Origin of the sequence: Nonomuraea sp. H19, assembly GCF_052068215.1 — a bacterium.
GTDB lineage: Bacteria > Actinomycetota > Actinomycetes > Streptosporangiales > Streptosporangiaceae > Nonomuraea.
In genome coordinates this window covers 38,333-57,922 of the sequence record NZ_JBQHCV010000013.1, presented here as the reverse complement: position 1 = coordinate 57,922, position 19,590 = coordinate 38,333, and the positions used below count along the sequence as shown (strand labels likewise).

At 72.1% G+C, this 19,590-nt stretch carries 20 protein-coding genes; 10 read left to right on the top strand and 10 right to left on the bottom strand.

What is annotated here, in order from left to right; translation table 11 throughout:
• The first annotated feature begins 4 nt into the window (after positions 1 to 4).
• Genes ACTMTI_RS27910 through ACTMTI_RS27895 form a run of 4 tightly spaced genes read left to right on the top strand, consistent with a single transcriptional unit; the run spans position 5 to position 5,200 of the window.
• Positions 5 to 2,572 carry a hypothetical protein gene (locus tag ACTMTI_RS27910; protein WP_441123505.1) on the top strand — a complete coding sequence of 856 codons (2,568 nt, stop codon included), beginning with the start codon at positions 5 to 7 and terminating at the stop codon, positions 2,570 to 2,572.
• Positions 2,569 to 3,630, top strand: coding sequence for a glycoside hydrolase family 88 protein (locus ACTMTI_RS27905; RefSeq protein WP_441123504.1), 1,062 nt, complete (start codon positions 2,569 to 2,571; stop codon positions 3,628 to 3,630). The genes ACTMTI_RS27910 and ACTMTI_RS27905 overlap by 4 nt, the downstream gene beginning before the upstream one ends.
• Positions 3,627 to 4,448, top strand: coding sequence for a 5-dehydro-4-deoxy-D-glucuronate isomerase (gene kduI, locus ACTMTI_RS27900; protein ID WP_441123503.1), 822 nt, complete (start codon positions 3,627 to 3,629; stop codon positions 4,446 to 4,448). The genes ACTMTI_RS27905 and kduI overlap by 4 nt, the downstream gene beginning before the upstream one ends.
• Positions 4,445 to 5,200: an SDR family oxidoreductase gene (locus ACTMTI_RS27895; RefSeq protein ID WP_441123502.1), complete on the top strand. Its 756-nt coding sequence runs from the start codon at positions 4,445 to 4,447 to the stop codon at positions 5,198 to 5,200. The genes kduI and ACTMTI_RS27895 overlap by 4 nt, the downstream gene beginning before the upstream one ends.
• Positions 5,201 to 5,243: 43 nt before the next feature.
• Here ACTMTI_RS27895 and menC read toward each other — a convergent pair whose 3' ends face one another.
• Positions 5,244 to 6,344 carry an o-succinylbenzoate synthase gene (gene menC, locus ACTMTI_RS27890; RefSeq protein WP_441123501.1) on the bottom strand — a complete coding sequence of 367 codons (1,101 nt, stop codon included), beginning with the start codon at positions 6,342 to 6,344 and terminating at the stop codon, positions 5,244 to 5,246.
• A gap of 200 nt (positions 6,345 to 6,544) precedes the next feature.
• Between menC and ACTMTI_RS27885 the strand changes: the two genes are divergently transcribed.
• Entirely contained in the window at positions 6,545 to 7,606 is a 1,062-nt protein-coding gene (locus tag ACTMTI_RS27885; RefSeq protein ID WP_441123500.1) for a hypothetical protein, read from the top strand.
• A gap of 26 nt (positions 7,607 to 7,632) precedes the next feature.
• On the opposite strand, the gene ACTMTI_RS27880 is transcribed toward ACTMTI_RS27885, so the two are convergent.
• The 7 genes from ACTMTI_RS27880 to ACTMTI_RS27850 are packed head-to-tail and all read right to left on the bottom strand — an operon-like array spanning position 7,633 to position 14,267.
• The gene (locus ACTMTI_RS27880; protein WP_441123499.1) at positions 7,633 to 8,751 is read right to left on the bottom strand and encodes a M24 family metallopeptidase; all 1,119 of its coding nucleotides are present in this window, start codon (positions 8,749 to 8,751) and stop codon (positions 7,633 to 7,635) included.
• Positions 8,752 to 8,767: 16 nt separating this feature from the next.
• The gene (locus ACTMTI_RS27875) at positions 8,768 to 9,676 is read right to left on the bottom strand and encodes an ABC transporter ATP-binding protein (protein WP_441123498.1); all 909 of its coding nucleotides are present in this window, start codon (positions 9,674 to 9,676) and stop codon (positions 8,768 to 8,770) included.
• A complete protein-coding gene (locus ACTMTI_RS27870) occupies positions 9,673 to 10,446 on the bottom strand; it encodes an ABC transporter ATP-binding protein (protein WP_441123497.1) in 774 nt (257 codons plus the stop codon). Before ACTMTI_RS27870 ends, ACTMTI_RS27875 begins: the two co-directional genes overlap by 4 nt.
• Positions 10,443 to 11,288 (bottom strand): ABC transporter permease, encoded by an 846-nt coding sequence (locus ACTMTI_RS27865; RefSeq protein WP_441123496.1) that lies wholly within the window; start codon positions 11,286 to 11,288, stop codon positions 10,443 to 10,445. Before ACTMTI_RS27865 ends, ACTMTI_RS27870 begins: the two co-directional genes overlap by 4 nt.
• Positions 11,285 to 12,481, bottom strand: a complete 1,197-nt coding sequence (locus tag ACTMTI_RS27860; RefSeq protein ID WP_441123494.1) for an ABC transporter permease — start codon at positions 12,479 to 12,481, stop codon at positions 11,285 to 11,287. Before ACTMTI_RS27860 ends, ACTMTI_RS27865 begins: the two co-directional genes overlap by 4 nt.
• A gap of 11 nt (positions 12,482 to 12,492) precedes the next feature.
• The gene (locus tag ACTMTI_RS27855; protein WP_441123493.1) at positions 12,493 to 14,073 is read right to left on the bottom strand and encodes an ABC transporter substrate-binding protein; all 1,581 of its coding nucleotides are present in this window, start codon (positions 14,071 to 14,073) and stop codon (positions 12,493 to 12,495) included.
• Positions 14,074 to 14,096: 23 nt separating this feature from the next.
• Positions 14,097 to 14,267, bottom strand: coding sequence for a hypothetical protein (locus tag ACTMTI_RS27850; RefSeq protein ID WP_441123492.1), 171 nt, complete (start codon positions 14,265 to 14,267; stop codon positions 14,097 to 14,099).
• Between ACTMTI_RS27850 and ACTMTI_RS27845 the strand changes: the two genes are divergently transcribed.
• Positions 14,268 to 14,822 carry an Lrp/AsnC family transcriptional regulator gene (locus ACTMTI_RS27845; protein ID WP_441123491.1) on the top strand — a complete coding sequence of 185 codons (555 nt, stop codon included), beginning with the start codon at positions 14,268 to 14,270 and terminating at the stop codon, positions 14,820 to 14,822.
• Here the strand turns inward: ACTMTI_RS27845 and ACTMTI_RS27840 are convergent.
• On the bottom strand, positions 14,819 to 15,166 hold the full coding sequence (locus ACTMTI_RS27840) for a hypothetical protein (protein WP_441123489.1): 348 nt from the start codon (positions 15,164 to 15,166) through the stop codon (positions 14,819 to 14,821). The genes ACTMTI_RS27845 and ACTMTI_RS27840 overlap by 4 nt on opposite strands.
• A gap of 233 nt (positions 15,167 to 15,399) precedes the next feature.
• On the opposite strand from ACTMTI_RS27840, the gene ACTMTI_RS27835 reads away from it, so the two are divergent.
• From ACTMTI_RS27835 to ACTMTI_RS27820, 4 genes are all read left to right on the top strand, one after another.
• Positions 15,400 to 16,167 (top strand): hypothetical protein, encoded by a 768-nt coding sequence (locus ACTMTI_RS27835; RefSeq protein ID WP_441123488.1) that lies wholly within the window; start codon positions 15,400 to 15,402, stop codon positions 16,165 to 16,167.
• 2 nt (positions 16,168 to 16,169) lie between these two features.
• Positions 16,170 to 16,724: a hypothetical protein gene (locus ACTMTI_RS27830; protein WP_441123487.1), complete on the top strand. Its 555-nt coding sequence runs from the start codon at positions 16,170 to 16,172 to the stop codon at positions 16,722 to 16,724.
• An 80-nt stretch (positions 16,725 to 16,804) separates the two neighbouring features.
• Entirely contained in the window at positions 16,805 to 17,578 is a 774-nt protein-coding gene (locus ACTMTI_RS27825; protein WP_441123486.1) for a phosphotransferase enzyme family protein, read from the top strand.
• Between the two features lie 167 nt (positions 17,579 to 17,745).
• Positions 17,746 to 18,810 (top strand): NAD(P)-binding domain-containing protein, encoded by a 1,065-nt coding sequence (locus ACTMTI_RS27820; protein WP_441123485.1) that lies wholly within the window; start codon positions 17,746 to 17,748, stop codon positions 18,808 to 18,810.
• A 76-nt stretch (positions 18,811 to 18,886) separates the two neighbouring features.
• Here the strand turns inward: ACTMTI_RS27820 and ACTMTI_RS27815 are convergent, their stop codons facing one another.
• Complete coding sequence (locus ACTMTI_RS27815) at positions 18,887 to 19,525, bottom strand: GNAT family N-acetyltransferase (RefSeq protein WP_441123484.1); 639 nt, start codon at positions 19,523 to 19,525, stop codon at positions 18,887 to 18,889.
• Positions 19,526 to 19,590: the final 65 nt, after the last annotated feature.

The window sequence follows — 19,590 nt, the reverse complement described above, 5'->3', positions numbered from 1 at the left end:
GAACATGGAAGAACGGACCGTACACGCGCTCGACGGCCGGGGCACGGTACTGGACTGGCTGATCAGCCCCGCGTGGGGGGAGCCCGCGGACGATCTCGGGAAATACCTGAGGGCTGACGGAGACCCGTGGGGAGAGCGCGGCCGGTGGCGGTTGACCAACGGCCCGGATGTGACCCCGTTCAAGGAAGAGCTCTACCGGCATCGGCCGTTGCCGCGCGACCCGGTGACCGGGTCGATCGTCGAAGGCGGCCCGATCGGCTACCAGGGGCACACAGGGGAGTGGCGTCGTGTGCACACCGGCGCCGACGGCCTGGTGGACTGGAGCGAGTTCTGCTTCACGCCGGAGTACCGAGTCGCGCTCGCGGCCACCGTCCTGGAGGTCGACCAGGCCGAGTGGCGGACGCTCCGGCTGGCGTCGACCGGGCCGACGCTGCTGTTCCTCAACGGTGAGCTGCTGGAGGAGTCCGACACCTTCACCTACATGGAGCCTGCCGAGCGCGCCCGGCAGGTGTGGCTGCCCTCCGGCACCTCGACGGTGGTCGTCGCCTCCTGGCAGGTGGCCTTCCGCGAGTGCAGGCAGGTGCTGCGACTGCGCGTGGGCGGGTTGCCCGTGCGCGTCGCAGTGCCCGGTGGCGGCGCCCGCGAGGACACCGCCGCCGTCGCCGAGCGCATCCTCGACGCCGTGGGCGTGACCCGCTGGGGCACCACCGACGGCACGGTGCCGATCGCCGGCCCGGACGGCGCCGCGCTCCGCGTGCGCTGGGCGGATCAAGAGCGTCTCGTACGGCTGACAGGCGGACGGGCGACCCTGCAGCTCGACAAGATCGAAGGCGACGGCGAGATCGGGAACGCCTCCATGCTCTCGACCGGCGAGACGGTGCTGCGGGTTTCCCTCGCCGATTCACCGGTGTTCAGGGAGTTTCCCGTTGCCGTCCTGCCCCCGGAGTACCGCTCGGCTCCGCAGGGCGATCCCGCCATCTGGAAAGCCGAATTCCTGCGCCACGCCAGGGGCATGGACGGAACCTCGGCCGCCGAGCTGGTACGCGCCGTCGAGGACCCGTCCTATGCCGTCACAGGTCTCGAACGCGCCCTATGGATGATCGGCAACAGGGCCGACTGCGCCGACTTCGAGGCGATCGGGCTGGCGCATCTCTGGCACCGGGCCTCCACCTGGGAACCCGGCCTGCGCGAGCGGGTACGGCAGGCGATGCTCGGCTTCAAGTACTGGATCGACCAGCCCGGCCTGGACGCGATGTGCTACTTCACCGAGAACCACCAGCTCGTCTGGCACACGGCGGAGCTGCTGTGGGGCACGGCGCTGAGCGACGAGACGTTCTCGGGCACCGGCTGGACCGGCGCCCAGCACGCCGCGCACGGGCGCGACATGGCGGCCGAGTGGATGCGCCGCAAGCTCGCCGGCGGGTTCAGCGAGTTCGACTCCAACGCCTATCTCGCGATCGACCTGCTCGCGCTGGTCTCGCTGGTGGAGTTCGCCGAGGACGACGAGATCAGGGCGCTGGCGGCAGGGGTCGCGGACCGGGTGCTGTTCAGCCTGGCGGCGAACTCCTGGCGCGGCATCCACGGATGCGCGCACGGCCGCTCCTACGTCTCGACGCTGCGGTCGTCGAGGCTGGAGGAGACCGCGCCGATCATGTGGCTGTGCTTCGGCACCGGCGCGCTCAACGACGCCGTCCTCCCGGCCACGGTGATCGCCACCGCGCGCCGCTACCGCATGCCCGAGGTGATCCGCCAGGCCGCGAACGACCTGCCGGAGCGGTGGTGGGGCAGGCAGAGCTATCGCGGGGAGTACCGATTCGCCCACGACCTGCTCAGCAGGCCGTACGGGTCGGATGTGACGGTGTTCAAGACCCCGGACGTGATGCTCTCGTGCGCCAACGACTACCGCCCCGGCCTGCCCGGGCTCCAGGAACACATCTGGGGCGCCACCCTGGGACCGGAGACCCAGGTGTTCGTCACGCACGCGCCGAACACCTCCACCTCACCGTCGGCCCGGCCCAACGCTTGGGCGGGCAACCGGATCCTGCCCAGGGCGCGCCAGCACGAAGACACGGTGCTGGCGCTGTACCGGATCCCGGGCGACGACGTCATGGGCTACACGCACGCCTGGTTCCCCATCGCCGAGTTCGACGAGTGGACCCAGACGGGCGTGTGGACCGTCGGACGCAAGGGCGACGGCTACGTCGCGCTCGCCACGGAAGGCGGGGCGGAGCCCGTGACCACCGGCCCCGACGCCTGGCAGGAGCTCCGGCCCCGTGGACCGGGGACAGCCTGGGTGTGCACCGTCGGACGGCACGCCGACTTCGTCGCGTCCCTGACCGAACCCCGCTTCGCCCGCGATGGGGTCGGCTTCACCACCCCCGAGGGGGTCGAGCTGAACCTGACGTGGAGCGGCCCCTTCACCGTGGGAGGACGCCCGGCCGACCTCACCGCCGACGGCACGATCGCCCCGGTGCCCCAGCTCGCCAACCCCTACACCCTGCTCGAGTCCGGCGACGAAACACTGTCCATCGGATCGCACGTGATCCACCTGCAGAAGGGCCGCAGCGCATGAACGACGGTCGCGGCCTGGACACCAGCCAGGCGAACCGGACCGAGCCGCCGCGGCGGCCCGCCGACCTGGCGGATCTCACCCCAGAGGTCCTCGCCAAAACCGCCGGGCGAATCGCCGACCGGGCCGTGGCCATGGACCTCACGCACTGGTTCTGGGGCGAGGGCGTCGTCCTGCAGGGCATGATGCGCCTGACCCCCGTGCACCCGTTCGTCACCGAGTTCGTCGACGACCATCTACGCGACGGCATCGAGCTCGGCCACGTCAACAACCTCGCGCCCGGCGCCGTCTGCGCCGACCTGTACGGGGCGACCGGCGAACGCCGCTACGCCGACGCGTGCGAGCGCATGCTGGACTGGCTCCGCAATGACGACGCCGTGACCCGCGCGCCCGGCGGCGCCATCGAGCACTGGCCCGGCGGCGTCTGGGCCGACACCGTCTACATGTGCGGCACCTTTCTCATCCACTACGGACTGCACGCCGACCGGCCCGAGCTGATCGAGGAAGCGGGCGAGCAGATCCTCGCCCATGCCGAGATTCTCCAACACCCCGAAACCGGGCTCTACGCGCACGGTTCCCACGAGGGCCGGACGATCTGGAACTTCTGGGGCCGGGCCAACGCCTGGACCGCGCTGGCATCGGTCGAATACCTCGAGGCCGGAGGAGCCCAGTCCGAGCTGATCCGCGAGGTGCTGCGCCGCCAGCTGCTCGCGCTGGCCGGCCACCAGCCCGCGCACGGAGTATGGGACGTGCTGGTCGACGGGCAGCCGGAGAACCGCGGCATCCTCGAGACCTCCGCCACCGCCGGCATCGCCGCCGCCATGTTGCGCGCGGCCGCTCTCGGCATAGAGCCGGTACGGCTGCGCCGCTCCGGATGGCGTGCACTCGCCGGTGTCCACGCCTACGTCACCGACGCCGGCATGCTCACCCGGACCAGCGCCGGGACGATCCTGCAGCTGCTGCCGTTCGGCTACTCCGTCATCCGCGACGACATGATTCAACCCTGGGGCCAGGGCCTGGCCCTGCAGGCCTACGCGGCAGCCCTCCGGGAGACCACGTGAACATCAGGCACGCCACCGACCCGGCCCAGATCCCGGGATTCGACACCGACGCGCTGCGCTCGCGCTTCCTCGTCGAGGATCTCTTCGGCAGCGCCATCAGCATGGTTTACAGCCACGAAGACCGCATGGTCATCGGCGGCGTGCGCCCGTCGGGCGCGCCCGTGACGCTCCAAACCGCAGACCCGCTGCGCGCCGACTACTTCCTCGCCCGCCGTGAGCTCGGCGTGGTCAACGTCGGCACGGATCCGGGCACGGTCACCGTCGACGGCGCCGGCCACGAGCTGGGCGCCAAGGAGGTCCTCTACGTCGGCAAGGGCAGCCGTGAGGTCACCTTCGCCGGCGACGGCGGGGCCGCCTTCTACCTCGTCTCCACCCCGGCGCACGCTACGCACCCCACGCGCAAGGGCACCCTCGCCGACGCCACCCCGATCAGCCTCGGCGAGCAGCGCAGCTCCAACGAGCGCACCATCTACAAGTTCATCCACGCCGATGGCATCCAGAGCTGCCAGCTCGTCCTCGGCATCACGGAGCTCGCCGCCGGCAGCATGTGGAACACCATGCCCGCGCACCTCCATGACCGGCGCACCGAGGTCTACCTGTACTTCGGCCTGGAGCCGAGCGATCGGGTCGTCCATCTGATGGGCCGTCCCGACCAGACGCGCAACCTCATCGTCGCCGACCGGCAGGCCGTCATCTCGCCGCCTTGGTCGATCCACTGCGGCTTCGGGACCGGCGCCTACGCGTTCGTGTGGGCCATGGGCGGGGAGAACATCGACTACACCGACGTCGAGCCGTACCCGATCACGGAGCTGCGATGAACCGGCTGTTCGACCTGACCGGCCGTACGGCGCTCGTCACAGGCTCGCGCACCGGCATCGGGCAGGCGATCGCGATCGGCCTGGCCGAGGCGGGAGCCGACCTGGTGCTCCACGGTCACCGCGACGACCTCGACGAGACCCAGGCGGCGGTCGAGGCTCATGGCCGCTCGGCTCGGCGGTGGATTCGTGACCTTTCGCATGCTTCTGGACTCTCCGACGACATCGAGGGCCTGCTGGCCGAGACCCGCGTGGACATCCTGGTGAACAATGCCGGGATCATCCGCAGGTCTCCCGCTGCCGACATGGGAGGGGAGGACTGGGACGCGGTGATGACCGTCAACCTCGACGCCGTGTTCACGATCACGCAGGCTGCGGGCAGGCGCATGCTGGCCCGTCGTACCGGCAAGATCATCTCGATCGCGTCGCTGCTGTCCTTCCAGGGCGGTGTCAACGTCGCCGCGTACGCGGCGAGCAAGCACGCGGTCGTGGGTATGACCCGCGCGCTGGCCAACGAGTGGTCCTGCGACGGGGTCCAGGTCAACGCCATCGCGCCCGGCTACATCGCCACCGGCAACACGGCCGCGCTGCGCGCCGATCCAGCGAGGGAGCCGCAGATCCGCAGCCGCATCCCCGCCGGTCGCTGGGGCGCCCCGGCCGATCTGGTTGGCGCCGCTGTGTTCCTCGCCGCTCCCGCGTCCGACTACGTGTGCGGCCAGGTGCTGGCCGTCGACGGCGGCTGGCTCGCCCGCTGATCGGGTGGCCGAGGTATCGGAAACCGGCGAGCCGCTGAGAGGCTCAGAGGGTGATCCACTCAGTGGCGGTGGTCACCTCGTCGAGCACGTCCGGGATCGGCTCCACGCCCAGCCCCGGCCCGGCCGGCACCTCCAGATGCCCGTCCGCCAGCTCGAACGGCTCCGTCACGTCGGTCGCGTAGTAGCGCCGCGACGCCGACGTGTCGCCCGGCAGCGTGAACCCCGGCAGGGCCGCCAGCGCCACGTTCGCCGCCCGGCCGAGGCCGGTCTCCAGCATGCCGCCGCACCAGACCGCGACCCCGTTCGCCCGGCACAGGTCGTGGATGCGCCGCGCCTCCAGGTAGCCGCCGATCCGGCCCGGCTTGATGTTGACGATCGAGCAGGAGCCGAGCGCGATCGCGGCGGCGGCGTGCTCGGCCGACTCGATCGACTCGTCCAGGCAGATCGGCGTCTTGAGCTGCTTGGCCAGCTTGGCGTGCTGGACGAGGTCGTCGTTGGCGAGGGGCTGCTCGATCAGCAGCAGGTCGAAGGCGTCCAGCCGGGCCAGGCGGCGGGCGTCGGACAGGGAGTAGGCGGCGTTGGCGTCCACCTGGAGCAGCAGGTCGTCGCCGAACCGCTCGCGTACGGCCCGGACCGGCTCGACGTCCCAGCCGGGCTCGATCTTGAGCTTGATCCGGACGTACCCCTCGTCCAGATAGCCCGCCACGGCGTCCAGCAACTGCGGGATCGAGTCCATGATGCCGACCGACACCCCGCACGGCACCCGGGTGCGGGTCGCGCCGAGGAAGCGGCCGAACGACTCGCCCGCCGCCCTGAGCTGCGCGTCCAGCACGGCCGTCTCCAGCGCGGCCTTGGCCATGCGATGGCCCTTGATCGGCTCCAGGGCGCGGGAGACGTCGTGCGCGTCGAGGCTCTCGGGCAGGGCGGGCAGCAGGAAGCGGCGGATCACCTCGGCGGCGCCGTCGGTGTATTCGGCGGAGTAGAGCGGCTCGGCCAAGGCCACGCACTCGCCCCACCCCTCGGCGTCCGGCGTCACGACCCTGACCAGCAGGATGTCGCGGGAGGTCTCGGTCCCGAACGAGGTCCGGAACGGCGCCACCAGCGGCATCGCGATCCGCCGCAACTCAACCCCAGTGATCTTCACGCTGTCTCCACTACGTAGCAGGACTTTCCGGCAAACCCGTGACGGTGCGGCCCTCGGCCATCAGCCCGCACAGCGCCCTCGCGTACAGCATGCCGCCACGCCTTGGCCGTTCCCGGGCCGACCCGGCGCAACCCCTCGATGCCGGCCCGGCGACCCCTTTGCCTTTGGGGATCACACCGTCAGTGGTTAGGGTCTGCCGGATGGAAGAAGAGATCTCGCGGGTGCTCGGCGGTGCGGACGCGGTCGTGGAGCCGCTGACGCACAACCCGATGAACGCGGTCACCGGCGGCATCTGGCGGGTGCGCAGGGGCTCGCGTTCGGCCGTTCTCAAGGTGCTGACCAGGCGGAAGGCCGCGAGCGAGGAGTGGCGGCACTCCGAGGACCCGCGCCATTGGAACTACTGGCGCCGGGAGGCCGACGTGTACGCCGACGGTCTGCCGGGCCTGTGGGCGGGCAGCGGCGTGCGCGCGCCCAAACTCCTGGAGCTGGTCGAGCGGGAGGACGGCGACCTGGCGCTGTGGACCGAGGACGTGCCCGGGAAGCCGGGCACCGCATGGGACGTTGACCGGCACGCGTTACTCGGCCACCGGCTCGGCCTGGCCCAGGGCGCGGCGGGGGAGGCGGACCGGCCGTGGCTGAGCCGGTCGTTCCTGCGGGACTACCTGGGGTCGAAGCGGGTGCCGTACGAGCTGCTGGAGGACGCCGCCGTCTGGCGGCACCCGCTGATCAGCGAGAACTTCCCGCCCGGCCTGCGCGGCGAGCTGGTACGGCTGCACCGCGACCGGGAGGAGTTCCTGGAGATCATGGAATCGCTGCCGCGGGCGCTGTGCCACCTCGACCTGTGGCCCAGCAACGTGATCGACGGGGACGGCGAGATCGTGCTGGTCGACTGGGCGTTCGCGGGGGACGGGGCGCTCGGCGAGGACATCGGCAACCACATCCCGGACAGCGTGTTCGACCTGTTCCTGCCCGCCGCCCGGCTGCCCGAGCTGGACGCGGCCGTCTACGGCGGGTACGTGCGCGGCCTGCGCGAGGCGGGGTGGCGCGGCGACGAGCGGCTGGTGCGCCTGGCGGTGTGCGCGTCGGCGGTCAAGTACGACTTCCTGACGCCGCTGATGCTGGCCCGGGTGAGCGAGACCCAGTACGACTACGGTGGCGGCCGGACGGTCGACGCGGCCCGCCGCTTCCGTGAGCGGGGCGCGGCCCTGATGTTCCTGGCCGGCTGGGCGGACGAGGCGCGCAGGCTCGCCGCAGCCCGCTGATCACGGGTCTTCGCCGCACCTGCTGATCACCGGTCCAGCACGTGCAGGGCGTGCGGGCTCGTGCCCAGCGGCACCGGCCCGCCTGCCGTGCAGGCCACCACGTCGGCCACTCGCGCCCCGAAAAGCTCGGGCACATAGATGGCCGGTTCCAGGCAGAACGTCATCCCGGGCGCGAACACGGCGTCCTCGCCCGGCCGCGGCCCCTCATCGGGTCCCAGCCCGACGCCCCGGCCGGTGTGCGCCGCCGCGAAGCGCCCGTACCCGCTGCCGTCGATCACCTCGCCGACGGCCCTGGCGATCTCCGAGACCGGCACGCCGGGCCGGACCAGCGCGAGGGCGGCGCGGTAGGCGGCCAGCACCACCGAGTACATCGCCTCGAAGTCCTCGGGCGGCTCGGCGACCGCGAAGACGCGCGCCACCTCCGCGCAGTAGCCGCCCCACCGCCCGCACACCGACACCAGCAGCGCGTCGCCCGGATTGATCACCCGCTCGCCGGGCAGGTGGGCGGGCCGCGCCGTGTGCGCGCCCGCCGCCACGCGCAGCGACAGCACCTCCTCGCACCCCGACTCGGCCAGCAGCGCCCGCAGCCGCCGGGCCATCGCCCGCTCGCTCGCCCCGAACCAGGCCAGCTCCCGAGCCTGCGCCAGCACCTCCTCGGCGGCTCCCACCGCGCGCCGGAGAGCCTCGATCTCGTACGGCTCCTTGCGCAGCCGGAGCGGAGCCAGCACGGAGGACGCGGGCACGAGCTCGGCCTCGATCGTCAGGCCGAACAGCTCGCGCACCCGCATCTCCGGATCCACCCCGACCCGCCGCGCCCCCTCGGGCACCAGCCCGGCCGGGTCGGCGGTCTCCACGACGGCGTCCCGGGTCACCACGAGGAAGGCCGCCTCGTAGCCGCCGTCAAGAAAGCCGCCGTCAAGAAAGCCACCGTCAAGAAAGGCACCGTCAACGAAGCCGCCGCCCACGAACCCACCGCCCAGGAAGCGGAAATCCGGGGACGGCCGCAGCACCAGGGCGTCCACCCCGGCCGCCGCCATGGCCGCCCGCACGGCCGCCAGCCGAGCCCCCGCCCGCCCGCCGACCGGCCCGGACTCGCTCACGAGCCGGTCCCGCGCCGTCGTCACGTCCTCGTGCCGCGCCGTCACGTCGCCCGCCCCCGCCTCACTCCGGTTCGTGCAGCCAGCAGGCGACCGGCCCGAAGTCCGGCTCCTTCACCCGGCACACGTCCATCACGTACGGGCAGCGCGGGTGGAACCGGCACCCCTCCGGCGGGTTCGCCGGATCCGGCACGTCACCCGGCAGTTCGACCGGCAGCACGCCGCGCCCGTCCGGCTTGGGGATGGCCTGCAGCAGCGCCTTCGTGTACGGGTGCCGCGGTTCGGCCCACACCTCCGCCGTGCCGCCCACCTCGACGATCTTGCCCAGGTACATGACGGCGATCCGGTCGGCGATCAGCCGCACCACGGACAGGTCGTGGCTGATGAACAGCAGTCCCGCCCCCGACTCCACGGCCAGGTCCCGCATCAGCCTGGCCACCTGTGCCTGCGCCGAGGCGTCCAGCGCCGAGATCGGCTCGTCGCCGATCAGCAGCCGCGGTCGGGCCGCCAGCGCCCTGGCGATGGCCACGCGCTGCCGCTGCCCGCCGGACAGCTCGTGCGGGTGCCGCCGCGCGAAGTCCCGCGGCAGCCCCACGCGCTCCAGCAGGTCGGCGGGCGAGGTGACGGCGTCGCGCGCGGTACGCAGCCCGTCGGCGATCTGGTCGCCCACGCGGCGGCGCGGGTTCAGCGACGTGTACGGGTCCTGGAACACCATCTGGATCCCGGTCAGCTTCCTGCGCCGCAGGCCGAGTGGCGGGACCGGCTGCCCGTCGAACGTGATCGACCCTTCGGTGACCGGGTTCAGCCCGCAGACCGCGCGGGCCAGCGTCGACTTGCCGCACCCGGACTCGCCGACGAGCCCCACGACCTCGCCGGGGTTGACGGCCAGGCCGGCCCCGGCGACCGCCCGCACGACGGGACGGCCGGGGGAGCGGTGCTCGACGACCAGGTCGTCGATGGTCAGCAAACTCATCGTGCCTCCGCGTCGGGCAGGGATTCCAGCAGGGAACGGGTGTAGGCGTGCGCGGGCTCCCGCAGCACCCGGCCGCGCGGCCCCGACTCCACGACGAGCCCGTCCTTCATCACGCTCACCTCGTCCGCCACCGCCGACATCACGCCCAGGTCGTGGGTGACCAGCAGCACCGCCAGGCCCAGCTCGTCGCAGAGCCCGCGCAGCAGCCGCAGCACGCCGGCCTGCACGGTCACGTCCAGCGCGGTCGTCGGCTCGTCGGCGATCAGCACCTTCGGCGAGCAGGCCAGCGCGATGGCGATCGCGATCCGCTGCCGCATGCCGCCGGAGAACTGGTGCGGGAACCGCCCGTAGGCCTCCTCCGCGCCCGGGATGCGGACCTTGCCGAGCAGTTCCACCGCCCGCGCCTTGGCCTCGGCCTTGCCCAGTCCGAGGTGGTGCCGCATGTGCTCGGTGAGCTGCTTGCCGATCGTGAGCATCGGATGGAGGCTGGTCGCCGGGTCCTGGAAGACCATGGCGACCTCGCCGCCGCGTACCCGGTTCAGTTCCTTGGGCGGCAGCGTCAGCAGGTCGCGTTCGCCGAGCCGGATGGCGCCCGTGGCGCGTGCGCCGTGCGGCAGCAGCCCGAGGACGGCCAGCCCGGTCATCGTCTTGCCGGAGCCGCTCTCGCCGGCCAGGCCGTGTACCCGGCCCTCCTCCAGCCGCAGGTCGACGCCGCGCAGGATCTCCTTGCCGGCGATCGACACCTTCAGCCCGCTGATGTCCAGCGTCACAGCGCACGCTCCTTGATCGCGCGGGCCGTACGGGGATCGAGCGCGTCCCGCAGCGTGTCGCCGAGGAAGTTGAACGCCAGCACCACCGTCAGGATCGCCAGCCCCGGGAACGTCGCCACCCACCAGCTGTCGAACACCTCCACGCCGGAAGCCACCATCGCCCCCCACTCGGGAGAGGGCGGCTTGGCCCCCAGGCCCAGGAACGACAGCCCCGACAGCAGCAGCAACGCGGTGCCGATGTCCAGCGTCGCCAGCACCAGGATCGGCCCGGTCACGTTGGGCAGCACGTCCACCCGCAGCGACCGCCACACCGAGAAGCCCAGCAGCCGCCCGCTCAGCACGAACTCCCGCTCACGAATGCCCAGCACCAGCCCGCGGGTGACCCGCGCGTAGGCGGGCCAGGCCACGACCAGCACGGCCAGCACCGCGTTCGCCAGGCTCGCGCCCAGCGCCGCGGCCACCACCATGGCCAGGATCACGGTCGGGAACGCGAACACCAGGTCCGCCACCCGCATGATCGTCTCATCCACCCACTTGCCGAGATATCCGGCGCACGCCCCCAGCAGGCCGCCGATCAGCACCGACAGCGTCACCAGCAGCAACGTCAGCGGGATCGACACCCGCGCCCCGTACATGACGCGGCTCAGGATGTCGCGCCCGAGCTGGTCGGTCCCGAACCAGTGCCCGGGGCCGGGCGCCGCCAGCCGGGGCAGGTCCTGCGCGAGCGGGTCGTGCGGCGCCAGGACGGGCGCGGCCAGCGCGATCACCAGCCAGGCCAGGGCCAGCACGCCGCCGGCGACCGCCAGCGGCTGCCGCCACGCCTCGGGTACCCGCCGTCTCATTGCAGCCTCACTCGGGGGTCGATCACGCCGTACAGGACGTCCACGATCAGGTTGATGACCAGGTAGACGATGCCCACGACCAGGCCGACGCCCATGACGGCGGGCAGGTCGAGGGTGGTGGCGCTCTTGTACGCGTACTGGCCGACGCCCGGCCAGGCGAAGATCGCCTCGACCAGCACGGTGCCCGACAGCAGGCTGCCGAAGGCCAGGCCCGCCACGGTGATGATGGGCACCAGGGCCGAGCGCAGCACGTACCTGAAGAGGATCACCCTGCCGGGCAGGCCCTTGGCCCTGGCCGCGCGGACGTAGTCCTGGCCGAGCACCTCCAGCACCGCCGACCGGGTGAAGCGGGTCAGCAGCCCGATCGTGTAGAGCGCCAGGACCAGCGCGGGCGTGATCAGGTGGCCGACGGCGGAGGTGAAGATGTCCCACCGGCCCGCCAGCAGCGCGTCCACCGTCTGCAGGCCGGTCACCGGCGGCGCCGAGCCGAGCGCCGCGTCCACCCGGCCGCTGCCCGGGGTGAGCTGCAGCCGGTAGAAGAACACGTAGAACGCCACCAATGCCAGCCAGAACGTCGGCACCGAGATGCCGATCAGGCTCAGCAGCCGCAGCAGGTGATCGGACAGCCGGTCCCTGCGCAGGGCGGCGACCACGCCGAACGCCACGCCGAGCACGAGCGACACCAGGATCGCCGCGCCGGCCAGCTCCAGGGTGGCCGGCACGTACTCGGCCAGGTCCTCGCTCACCGGGCGATGGCTCTGCTGGCTGGTGCCCAGGTCGCCCTGGAGCAGTCCCTGCAGGTAGACGGCGTACTGCTGCCAGAGCGGCTGGTCCAGGCCGTGCTCGGCGCGCCACTGCGCCACGATGGCGGGGTCGCCGAGCGCCCGCTGGCCCAGGTTCGCGGCCACGGGGTCGCCGGGGACGAGGTTCGTCAGCACGAACGTGACCAGGGTGATGCCCCAGGCCATCAGGATGGCGAGCAGGATGCGGCGGATCAGGAAGCGCGCCAGCGGGTGCGCCGTCCGCCCGCCAGGCGTGCCGCGTTCGGTGGTGGCGTCGGCCGAGGGGGGTGCGTCGCTTTCGGCGGTGGTGCCGGTCGAAGGGAATGCGTCGCCTTCGGCGGTGCCGTCCGAGGCGGGTGGGCCGGAGGACGCGCCGTCCGGGCGGGACGACGCGTCCGGGGTGTCGGACACCTGGCAAACCCCTACTTCGCGCCGAGGTCGGCGACGTCGACGGTCCACACCGGGTGGTACTCGAGCCCGGTCACCGACCCAGCCGTCACGATGTTCTGGCTCGGCTGGATCAGCGGGATGAACGGCCCCGAGGCGTTGAGCTTGGTCTGCACGTCGGCGTAGGCCGCCTTGCGGGCGTCGTCGCCGATGGCCGTGGCCGCCTTCTCACCCGAGGCCTCGATCTCCTTGGCCGCGCCCGCCTTCCAGCCGGCCCTCAGCCCCACCAGCTTGCCGGGCAGGAACGCCAGGTAGTCGCTGGGGTCCGGGTAGTCGGGGCCCCAGTACCACAGGCCCATCTCCTCCTTGCCGTTGCGGTAGTTGTCCAGCGCCGTGGTCACCGGCGCGGGCTGGAGGTCCACCGTGATGCCGACCTCCTTGAGGTTGGCCTGGATCCGCTCCGCGAGCGGCTGGAACGACAGGCCGTTCACGGTCAGCTCGCTCGGGTACTCCAGCTTCACGGTCGGGTTCGACAGCCCGCTGGCCGCCAGCGCCGCCTTGGCGCCCTCCACGTCCCGCTTGGCACCCTGCTCAGGGGGCAGCGCGCCGAGGAGCTGCGACGGGATGACGCCCGGCGCCTGCGTCGAGCCCTCGCCGGCCAGCTCCAGCAGCCCCGCGTAGTCCACGCCCTTGCGCACGGCCTCGACGAACTTGGCGTTCGGCGTGGTCTTGCTGATCGCCGAGTCCTGGTTGGCCAGCAGGAAGATGACGTTCGCCGAGGGGGTCTTCTTGACCTGGAGGGTCGCCGGCATCCCGGTGACCTGGTCGCCGGACAGGTTGAGCGCCACCTGGCTGTCGCCGCGCTGCACGTTCAGCTTCTGGGTGGCGGCCTCGACGTTACGCAGGACGACCTTGTCGTAGGCGGGCTTCGTGCCGTAGTACTTCGGGTTCGCCTTGAGCGTGACCTGGCTGCTCACGTTGAACGACTCGATCATGTACGGGCCGGAGCCGGCCGACGTCGAGTTCAGCCACTGCTCGGCCTTGTCCTGCGGGTCCGTGGTCGCGCCGTGCTGCTTGGCGAGCTTGCTGTTGACGATGCCGAGCGCCGGGTTGGGCAGGATGTACGGCAGCGCCGGGTTCGCCGCCTTGGACGTCAGCGTGATCGTCGAGTCGTCGGTCTTGGCGACCTCGACGCCGTCCAGCAGGAACGACGGGGTGCCCTTCATGTCACGCACGCGGGTCAGGGAGAAGACCACGTCGTCCGCGGTCAGGGGCGAGCCGTCGGCGAAGGTCGCGCCCTTCTTCAGCTTCAGGGTCAGCGTCTTGCCGTCTTCACTCAGCTCGTACGATTCGGCCAGCGCCGGCACCGGCTTGGTCACGTCGGCCCCGTCGAAGGTGAGCAGCGTCTCGTAGACGGCCTTGCCGACGATCAGCCCCGTCGGCTCGTACGTGCGGCCCGGGTCGGCCGTCTTGAGGTCGAAGGACGTGTCGATGACGAGGGTCTTGCCTGCGGCCCCTGAGGCCGCGGGGGACTGGGAGGCGCCGCCACTCCCGCAGGCGGCCAGGGTGAGCGCACCGGCGAGCAGTACAGCCGCCGTCTGGGAGCGGGTCGCCATGGTCAGTCCTCCAAGTTGGACGTTCAGCAGAAAGATGTCGAGGATTGTGCGGCAGAACGTCCAGGCACCGTACGGTCGGTAAGACGTATATAAAGGTCGATGAGGTAATGATGAGTGAAATTTCCAGAAATGGTGTCGGCGGTGGCGGTCAGCCTGGACGGATCGGTATCGGTCTCGAGCTGGACGACATCCATATGAAGATCCTCGAGGTCCTGCGCGAGAACGGCAGGATCTCGGTCGCCGCGCTGGCCGAGCGGGTGGGCATATCCAGGGCGAACGCCTACACCCGCTTCGAGGCGCTGCGCGCGGACGGCGCGATCAAACGGTTCACCGCCGAGATCGACCACGTGCGGACGGGGCTCGGCATCACGGCGCTGATCTTCGTGACCGTGCGCCAGCAGATGTGGAAGCAGTTCAGGGCCGAACTGGCTCGGATGCCGGAGGTCGAGTACTGCGCGATCACCACCGGCCAGCACGACGCGATGATCCAGGTACGCGTGCCGGACGTGGCCGCGGTGCACACCATGGTCACCGACCGGCTGGCCAACATCCCGGCGGTCAAGGCGACTGAGACCGTGTTCATCCTGGACGAAGTGATCAAAAGGCCGTACGTGCTGCCCAGCGACCGCCAGCAGGCGACCCGTCAGGCGCGGCGCCCGGCGCAGGAGACGCAGGGCGACGTGCCGCTCGGCAAGATGCGCTTCGTCGGCGCCGCCGAGGGCCGCGCCGCCCTCAAGAAGGACGACTAATCGGCTACTTCGGCGCACACGCTCACGTGCAGCGTGTCGTCCCCGTCGAAGCTGAACTCCTCCACCAGGCGCAGCAGCCCGTCGTCGCCGGTCTCGACGCGGCTGCTGCTCTGCCCGGCCGCCGTCCCCCCGGCCTTCAGCGCGTGCGCGTACGCGATCGCCACCTGGTCGCCGTCCCGCGTGCCGACGAAGCGGCCGTGGGTCACGGTGTCGCCCGAGTAGCTGCCCCACACCACCCCGTCGGCCTCCCAGTACAGAAACTCCGTGGGACTGTCGCGGTCGACCACGCTCGCCGTCGAGCTCACCATCACGAATTTGCGGCCGTTGAGATTCACGGGCTCCATGGTCACCAGATTTCCCGGACTTCACCGCGCCGCTGGACGAATGGTCAGAACACCGGGGGCGGGCCCGCCAATCCGTCCAGCCGCGTGCCCGGCCTCGCCCCGTATGCCGGCGCATCGGCTCAAGAGCGGACTTCGGGGCATGCCGGAGCTTTACCGTTCCGGGCCTGACGTCATCATTGCGCTGTGTGATAGTAATGTGACACTGTGTATCCAAGGTCTTTCGGGAGATCTTCATGCTGGCGTACACGCTCTCGGTCTCGGCGGCGGTGGGCGTGGTGCTGCTCACCGCGCTGGTGTTCAGGCTGGTGCGGGGGGCGGGCGAGGACCGCGATCCGGCCGGTCCCACCGCCGGCCACGCGGGGGCCATGCTGTCGGCCATGTTCCTGCTGGTCTTCGCCATCGCGGTCGTCGTCCCCTGGACCACGGCCGACGCCGCCCGGCAGAACACCCATGTCGAGAGCCAGGCCGCGATCGACGCCTTCTGGGCGGCGGACGCCCTGCCGGGCACCGCGCCCCTGGAGGTGCGCAACGCGCTGCGCAACTACGTCACCTTCGTGGTCAGGGACGAGTGGCCGCTCATGGCCCAGGGCCGGATGGACCCGCTCGGCGCCGCCCGGATGGACCAGCTCCGCGGCCGGGTCACCGGCCTCGAAGTGAGCGGCGACGACGAGGAGGAGGCCAAGGCCACCGTGCTGGAGCACGTCAGGGCGATCTCGGCGGCGCGCGCCCAGCGCACCGCCGACGCCGCCGCGAGGCCGCCCGACGGGGTGCTGTTCCTGACGGTCCTCACCGGCGCGCTGGTCATCCTCTTCCCGTTCCTGGCCGGGGCCAGGCCGCGCGGGCTGACGATCCTGCCCATCGTGGCGACGGCCGGGCTGCTCGGGTTCGGCACGTATCTGACGTGGGACATCTCCCGCGCGTTCGCCGGGCCGCTGGCCGTCGGGCCGCAGGCCTTCCAAGGGGCGTTGCAGGAGTTCGCGCGAATCGGCGGGGGAATGTGATCGTGGGCGTCAGGCGCGCGCCGCTGATGCTCGCCGCCGCCCTGGTCGCGCTGAGCGCCGCCGGTCCTGCGGCCGCCGACCCGGAGCCGCCGTCCGAGCTGACGGTGGGCCCGCCTTCGGTACGCCCGCCGGTGCCGCCCAGGAAGGTCCCGGTGGATCGCGGCGGGTCGGTGCCGGGTGTGAAGGTGTGGCGGTCGCCGGATCCCGGGGTGTCGATCTCCGCCCGCCCAACGGGAAAGCGGCGGCCGGCTCCCAAGGTCGCGGTGCCTGGGATGACGATCTATGAGGGCGCGGTGTGCGGAGAGCGGGTCCAGATAGGGCAGTGCCCGCGCGGGGTTCCGCACCTGGCCCCCCGCCGCGCGGCGCCCGTGCCGGCCCCTGCCCCGACGCCCTCGCCCACGCCCACACCCACGCCCACCGTGACGTCTCGCGTTCACAGCAAGCCGGTCGCGCCGGCGCCACGGCGCGCACACCCGCTGAAGACCCTCCTGGTCATGGTCGTGCTGGTGACGGCGATCGCGGGCACGACGGCCGTGGCGTTCGGCGCCCGCCGCTGACCCCGGTTCGGCGGCGCGCGGCGGCGGGTCCGTACCGCATGGCACACTGGCCTGCGGGCGATCAACGGAGGAGCCGCACAGTGGATGAGCAGGTGCTGACCGGCGGTGGCGTCAACCACGTCGTCAGGGTGGGCGACACGGTGCGGCGGCCCGTGGGTCCCTGGACGCCCGCGGTGCACGCCCTGCTCGGGCACCTGGCGGCGCGCGGGTTCACCGGCGCGCCGAGGAGCCACGGGATCGACGGCGAGGGGCGGGAGATCCTCGACTTCGTGCCCGGCGACGTCCCCGGCTATCCGCTGCCGGAGTGGGTGCTGCTGGACGCGACGCTGGTCACCGTCGCCAGGCTGCTGCGGGACTTCCACGACGCCACCGCCGATTTCCCGAAAAATCCGGACATGGACTGGTACTTCCCGCCGCAGAGCCCCCCCGAGGTCATCTGTCACGGCGACGTCGCCCCGTACAACACCGTCTTCCGCGACGGGCTGCCGGTCGCCTTCATCGACTTCGACACGGCTCACCCCGGGCCGCGCGTCTGGGACGTGGCCTACGCCGCCTACCGGTTCGTGCCGCTGTCCGACCCCGGTTTGACGGCGACGTACCCGGTGGCGGAGCAGGCCCGGCGGCTGCGGCTGTTCGCCGACGCGTACGGTCTCGACGACGCCGCCAGGCGCGCGCTGACCGGCACCGCGCAGGCGCGTCTCGATCATCTGGTGGCGCACATGCACGAGCAGGCCGCCGCCGGGCACGAGGGCTTCGCCAGCCACGTGGCCCGGGGCGACGACCGGCTCTACCGCGCCGAGATCGAGCACCTCGCCCGGCACCGGGACGCCTTCCAGTCCGCGCTGACGCTCTGACGGCCGACCGGCGTGCGTGACGCCGCCGAGCAGAACGCCCCCAGCGCGGCTCCGGCTGGTGGGTGCGCATCGAATTCCACGACGCCGCGGCCTTGCCCGGCGCCTGGATGGGCGATGGCTCACGGGACACGGGAAGAGCAGAGGGACCGCGGCGGTTCCATCTGATCGTGGAGGAGAGCGACGTCGTGGTGATCGGCGCCGGGCAGGCGGGACTGTCCAGCGCGTACTTCCTGGACCGGTTCGGGTTCGAGCCGGTCGTCCTGGACGCGGCCGCGGGTCCCGGAGGGGCCTGGCGGCACCGGTCGCCCTCGCTGACCATGGACAAGGTCCACGGCATCTTCGACCTGCCGGGCGTCCACCGCCCGCCCGGCGCGGACGGCGGGCGGCCCGCCGCCGAGGTGGTGCCCGCGTACTACGGCGACTACGAGGCGCGCGTCGGGCTGGACGTCGTGCGCCCGGTCCAGGTGAGCGCCGTACGCCACGGCGCGGACGGCCGGCTGGTGGTCGGGACGGACGCGGGGGAGTGGACGGCCCGGGCCGTGGTGAACGCGACCGGGACGTGGACGCGCCCGTACTGGCCGTACTATCCGGGCGCGGCCGCGTTCGAGGGACGGCAGCTCCACTACGCGAGCTACCGGGGGCCTGCGGAGTTCGCGGGGCGGCGAGTGGTCGTGGTCGGCGGCGGGGCGTCGGCGATGCACGTGCTGTCCGAGATCGCCGGGGTCGCCGCCGCCACGGCATGGGTGACACGGCGGCCGCCGGTCTTCCGGGATGACGACTTCGGCGAGCACGCCAGGCGCGAGGCCGTCGCCATGGTCGAGCAGCGCGTGCGCGCCGGGCTCCCGCCGCAGAGCGTCGTCGGCGTCACCGGGCTCGGCTACACGCCCGTCGTACGGCAGGCGCTGGCGAAGGGCGCTCTGGAACGGCTCCCGATGTTCCACCGCATCACCAGGTACGGAGTCGCGTGGCCGGACGGGCGGCACCTGGACGCGGACACGATCGTCTGGGCCACCGGCTTCCGCTCCGCCCTCGACCACCTCGCCCCGCTGCGCCTCAGGGAACCGGGCGGCGGCATCAAGGTGGACGGCACGCAGGTCATCAAGGAGCCGGCGCTCCAGCTCGTCGGCTACGGCCCGTCCGCCAGCACGATAGGCGCCAACCGGGCCGGCCGCTCAGCCGCCCGCAACGTCCGCGCCTACCTGACCGCCCATCCGGCCCACCCCGCCGCCTGAGCCGGGAGCGCTCTTCGGCCCCTGCCGGGCGCGCTCTTCGGTCCCCGCCGGTCAGCGTTCCGCGACGCTCTGCCGATCAGCGTTCCGCGACGCCGAAAGCCGTCCAGCCCAGCTCCGGGAAGCCCGCCGCCGTGGCGACCGCGGCCGAGGCGGCGTTGGTGACGGCGTGCATGTACGTCGGCACCGCCCCCTCGTCCAGCACCCGCCGCGCCGCCTGCGCCACCAGGCGCCTGGCCAGGCCGCGCCCCCGGGCGGCCGGGGCGGTGACGACCGAAAGCTCGTGCCCGTACGCGTCGTGCCGCTTGATCCCCACTCCCGCCAGATGCTCGCCCGTGCCGGGATCGACCGCCACCAGGACCTCGCCGCCGAAGGGATGCAGCCACTCCGGGACCCGGGGCGCGGTGGCGGGCAGCCACTCGCCGGCGTCCTCCAGCGGGGCCGGGCTCGTGGTCCAGCGGTAGACGGCCTGGAACCAGCTGCGCTCGCCGTACCCGACCAGTGCCGGCACCTCCTGCGGCGACCGCGCGGCGGCCACCCGGGCGACGTGCGGCGGCGGGACGGACAGGACCGCGCCCTCCGGCCCGCCCACGCCGAGCGCCGGGAGCACGTGGCCGTCCCAGCCCGGCAGTGTACGCAGCTCAGACCCGACGACGTGCAGTTTCTCGCGCGGCGGCCAGGCGCCGAGCCAGTGGCGGAGATGATCGTTCAGAGACACGAACCTACTATAGGGAGTAGTAAAAATATCGATTGAAACAGGGCTGCGGTCACCCATGCGAAGGG

Excerpts from the sequence above, each read along its gene's own strand:
- ACTMTI_RS27910 (WP_441123505.1), top strand. The coding sequence starts at position 5 with ATGGAAGAACGGACCGTACACGCGCTCGACGGCCGGGGCACGGTACTG.
- ACTMTI_RS27905 (WP_441123504.1), top strand. The coding sequence starts at position 2,569 with ATGAACGACGGTCGCGGCCTGGACACCAGCCAGGCGAACCGGACCGAG.
- ACTMTI_RS27895 (WP_441123502.1), top strand. The coding sequence starts at position 4,445 with ATGAACCGGCTGTTCGACCTGACCGGCCGTACGGCGCTCGTCACAGGC.
- ACTMTI_RS27885 (WP_441123500.1), top strand. The coding sequence starts at position 6,545 with ATGGAAGAAGAGATCTCGCGGGTGCTCGGCGGTGCGGACGCGGTCGTG.
- ACTMTI_RS27875 (WP_441123498.1), bottom strand. The coding sequence starts at position 9,676 with ATGAGTTTGCTGACCATCGACGACCTGGTCGTCGAGCACCGCTCCCCC.
- ACTMTI_RS27865 (WP_441123496.1), bottom strand. The coding sequence starts at position 11,288 with ATGAGACGGCGGGTACCCGAGGCGTGGCGGCAGCCGCTGGCGGTCGCC.
- ACTMTI_RS27855 (WP_441123493.1), bottom strand. The coding sequence starts at position 14,073 with ATGGCGACCCGCTCCCAGACGGCGGCTGTACTGCTCGCCGGTGCGCTC.
- ACTMTI_RS27850 (WP_441123492.1), bottom strand. The coding sequence starts at position 14,267 with ATGGATGTCGTCCAGCTCGAGACCGATACCGATCCGTCCAGGCTGACC.
- ACTMTI_RS27845 (WP_441123491.1), top strand. The coding sequence starts at position 14,268 with ATGAAGATCCTCGAGGTCCTGCGCGAGAACGGCAGGATCTCGGTCGCC.
- ACTMTI_RS27840 (WP_441123489.1), bottom strand. The coding sequence starts at position 15,166 with ATGGAGCCCGTGAATCTCAACGGCCGCAAATTCGTGATGGTGAGCTCG.
- ACTMTI_RS27835 (WP_441123488.1), top strand. The coding sequence starts at position 15,400 with ATGCTGGCGTACACGCTCTCGGTCTCGGCGGCGGTGGGCGTGGTGCTG.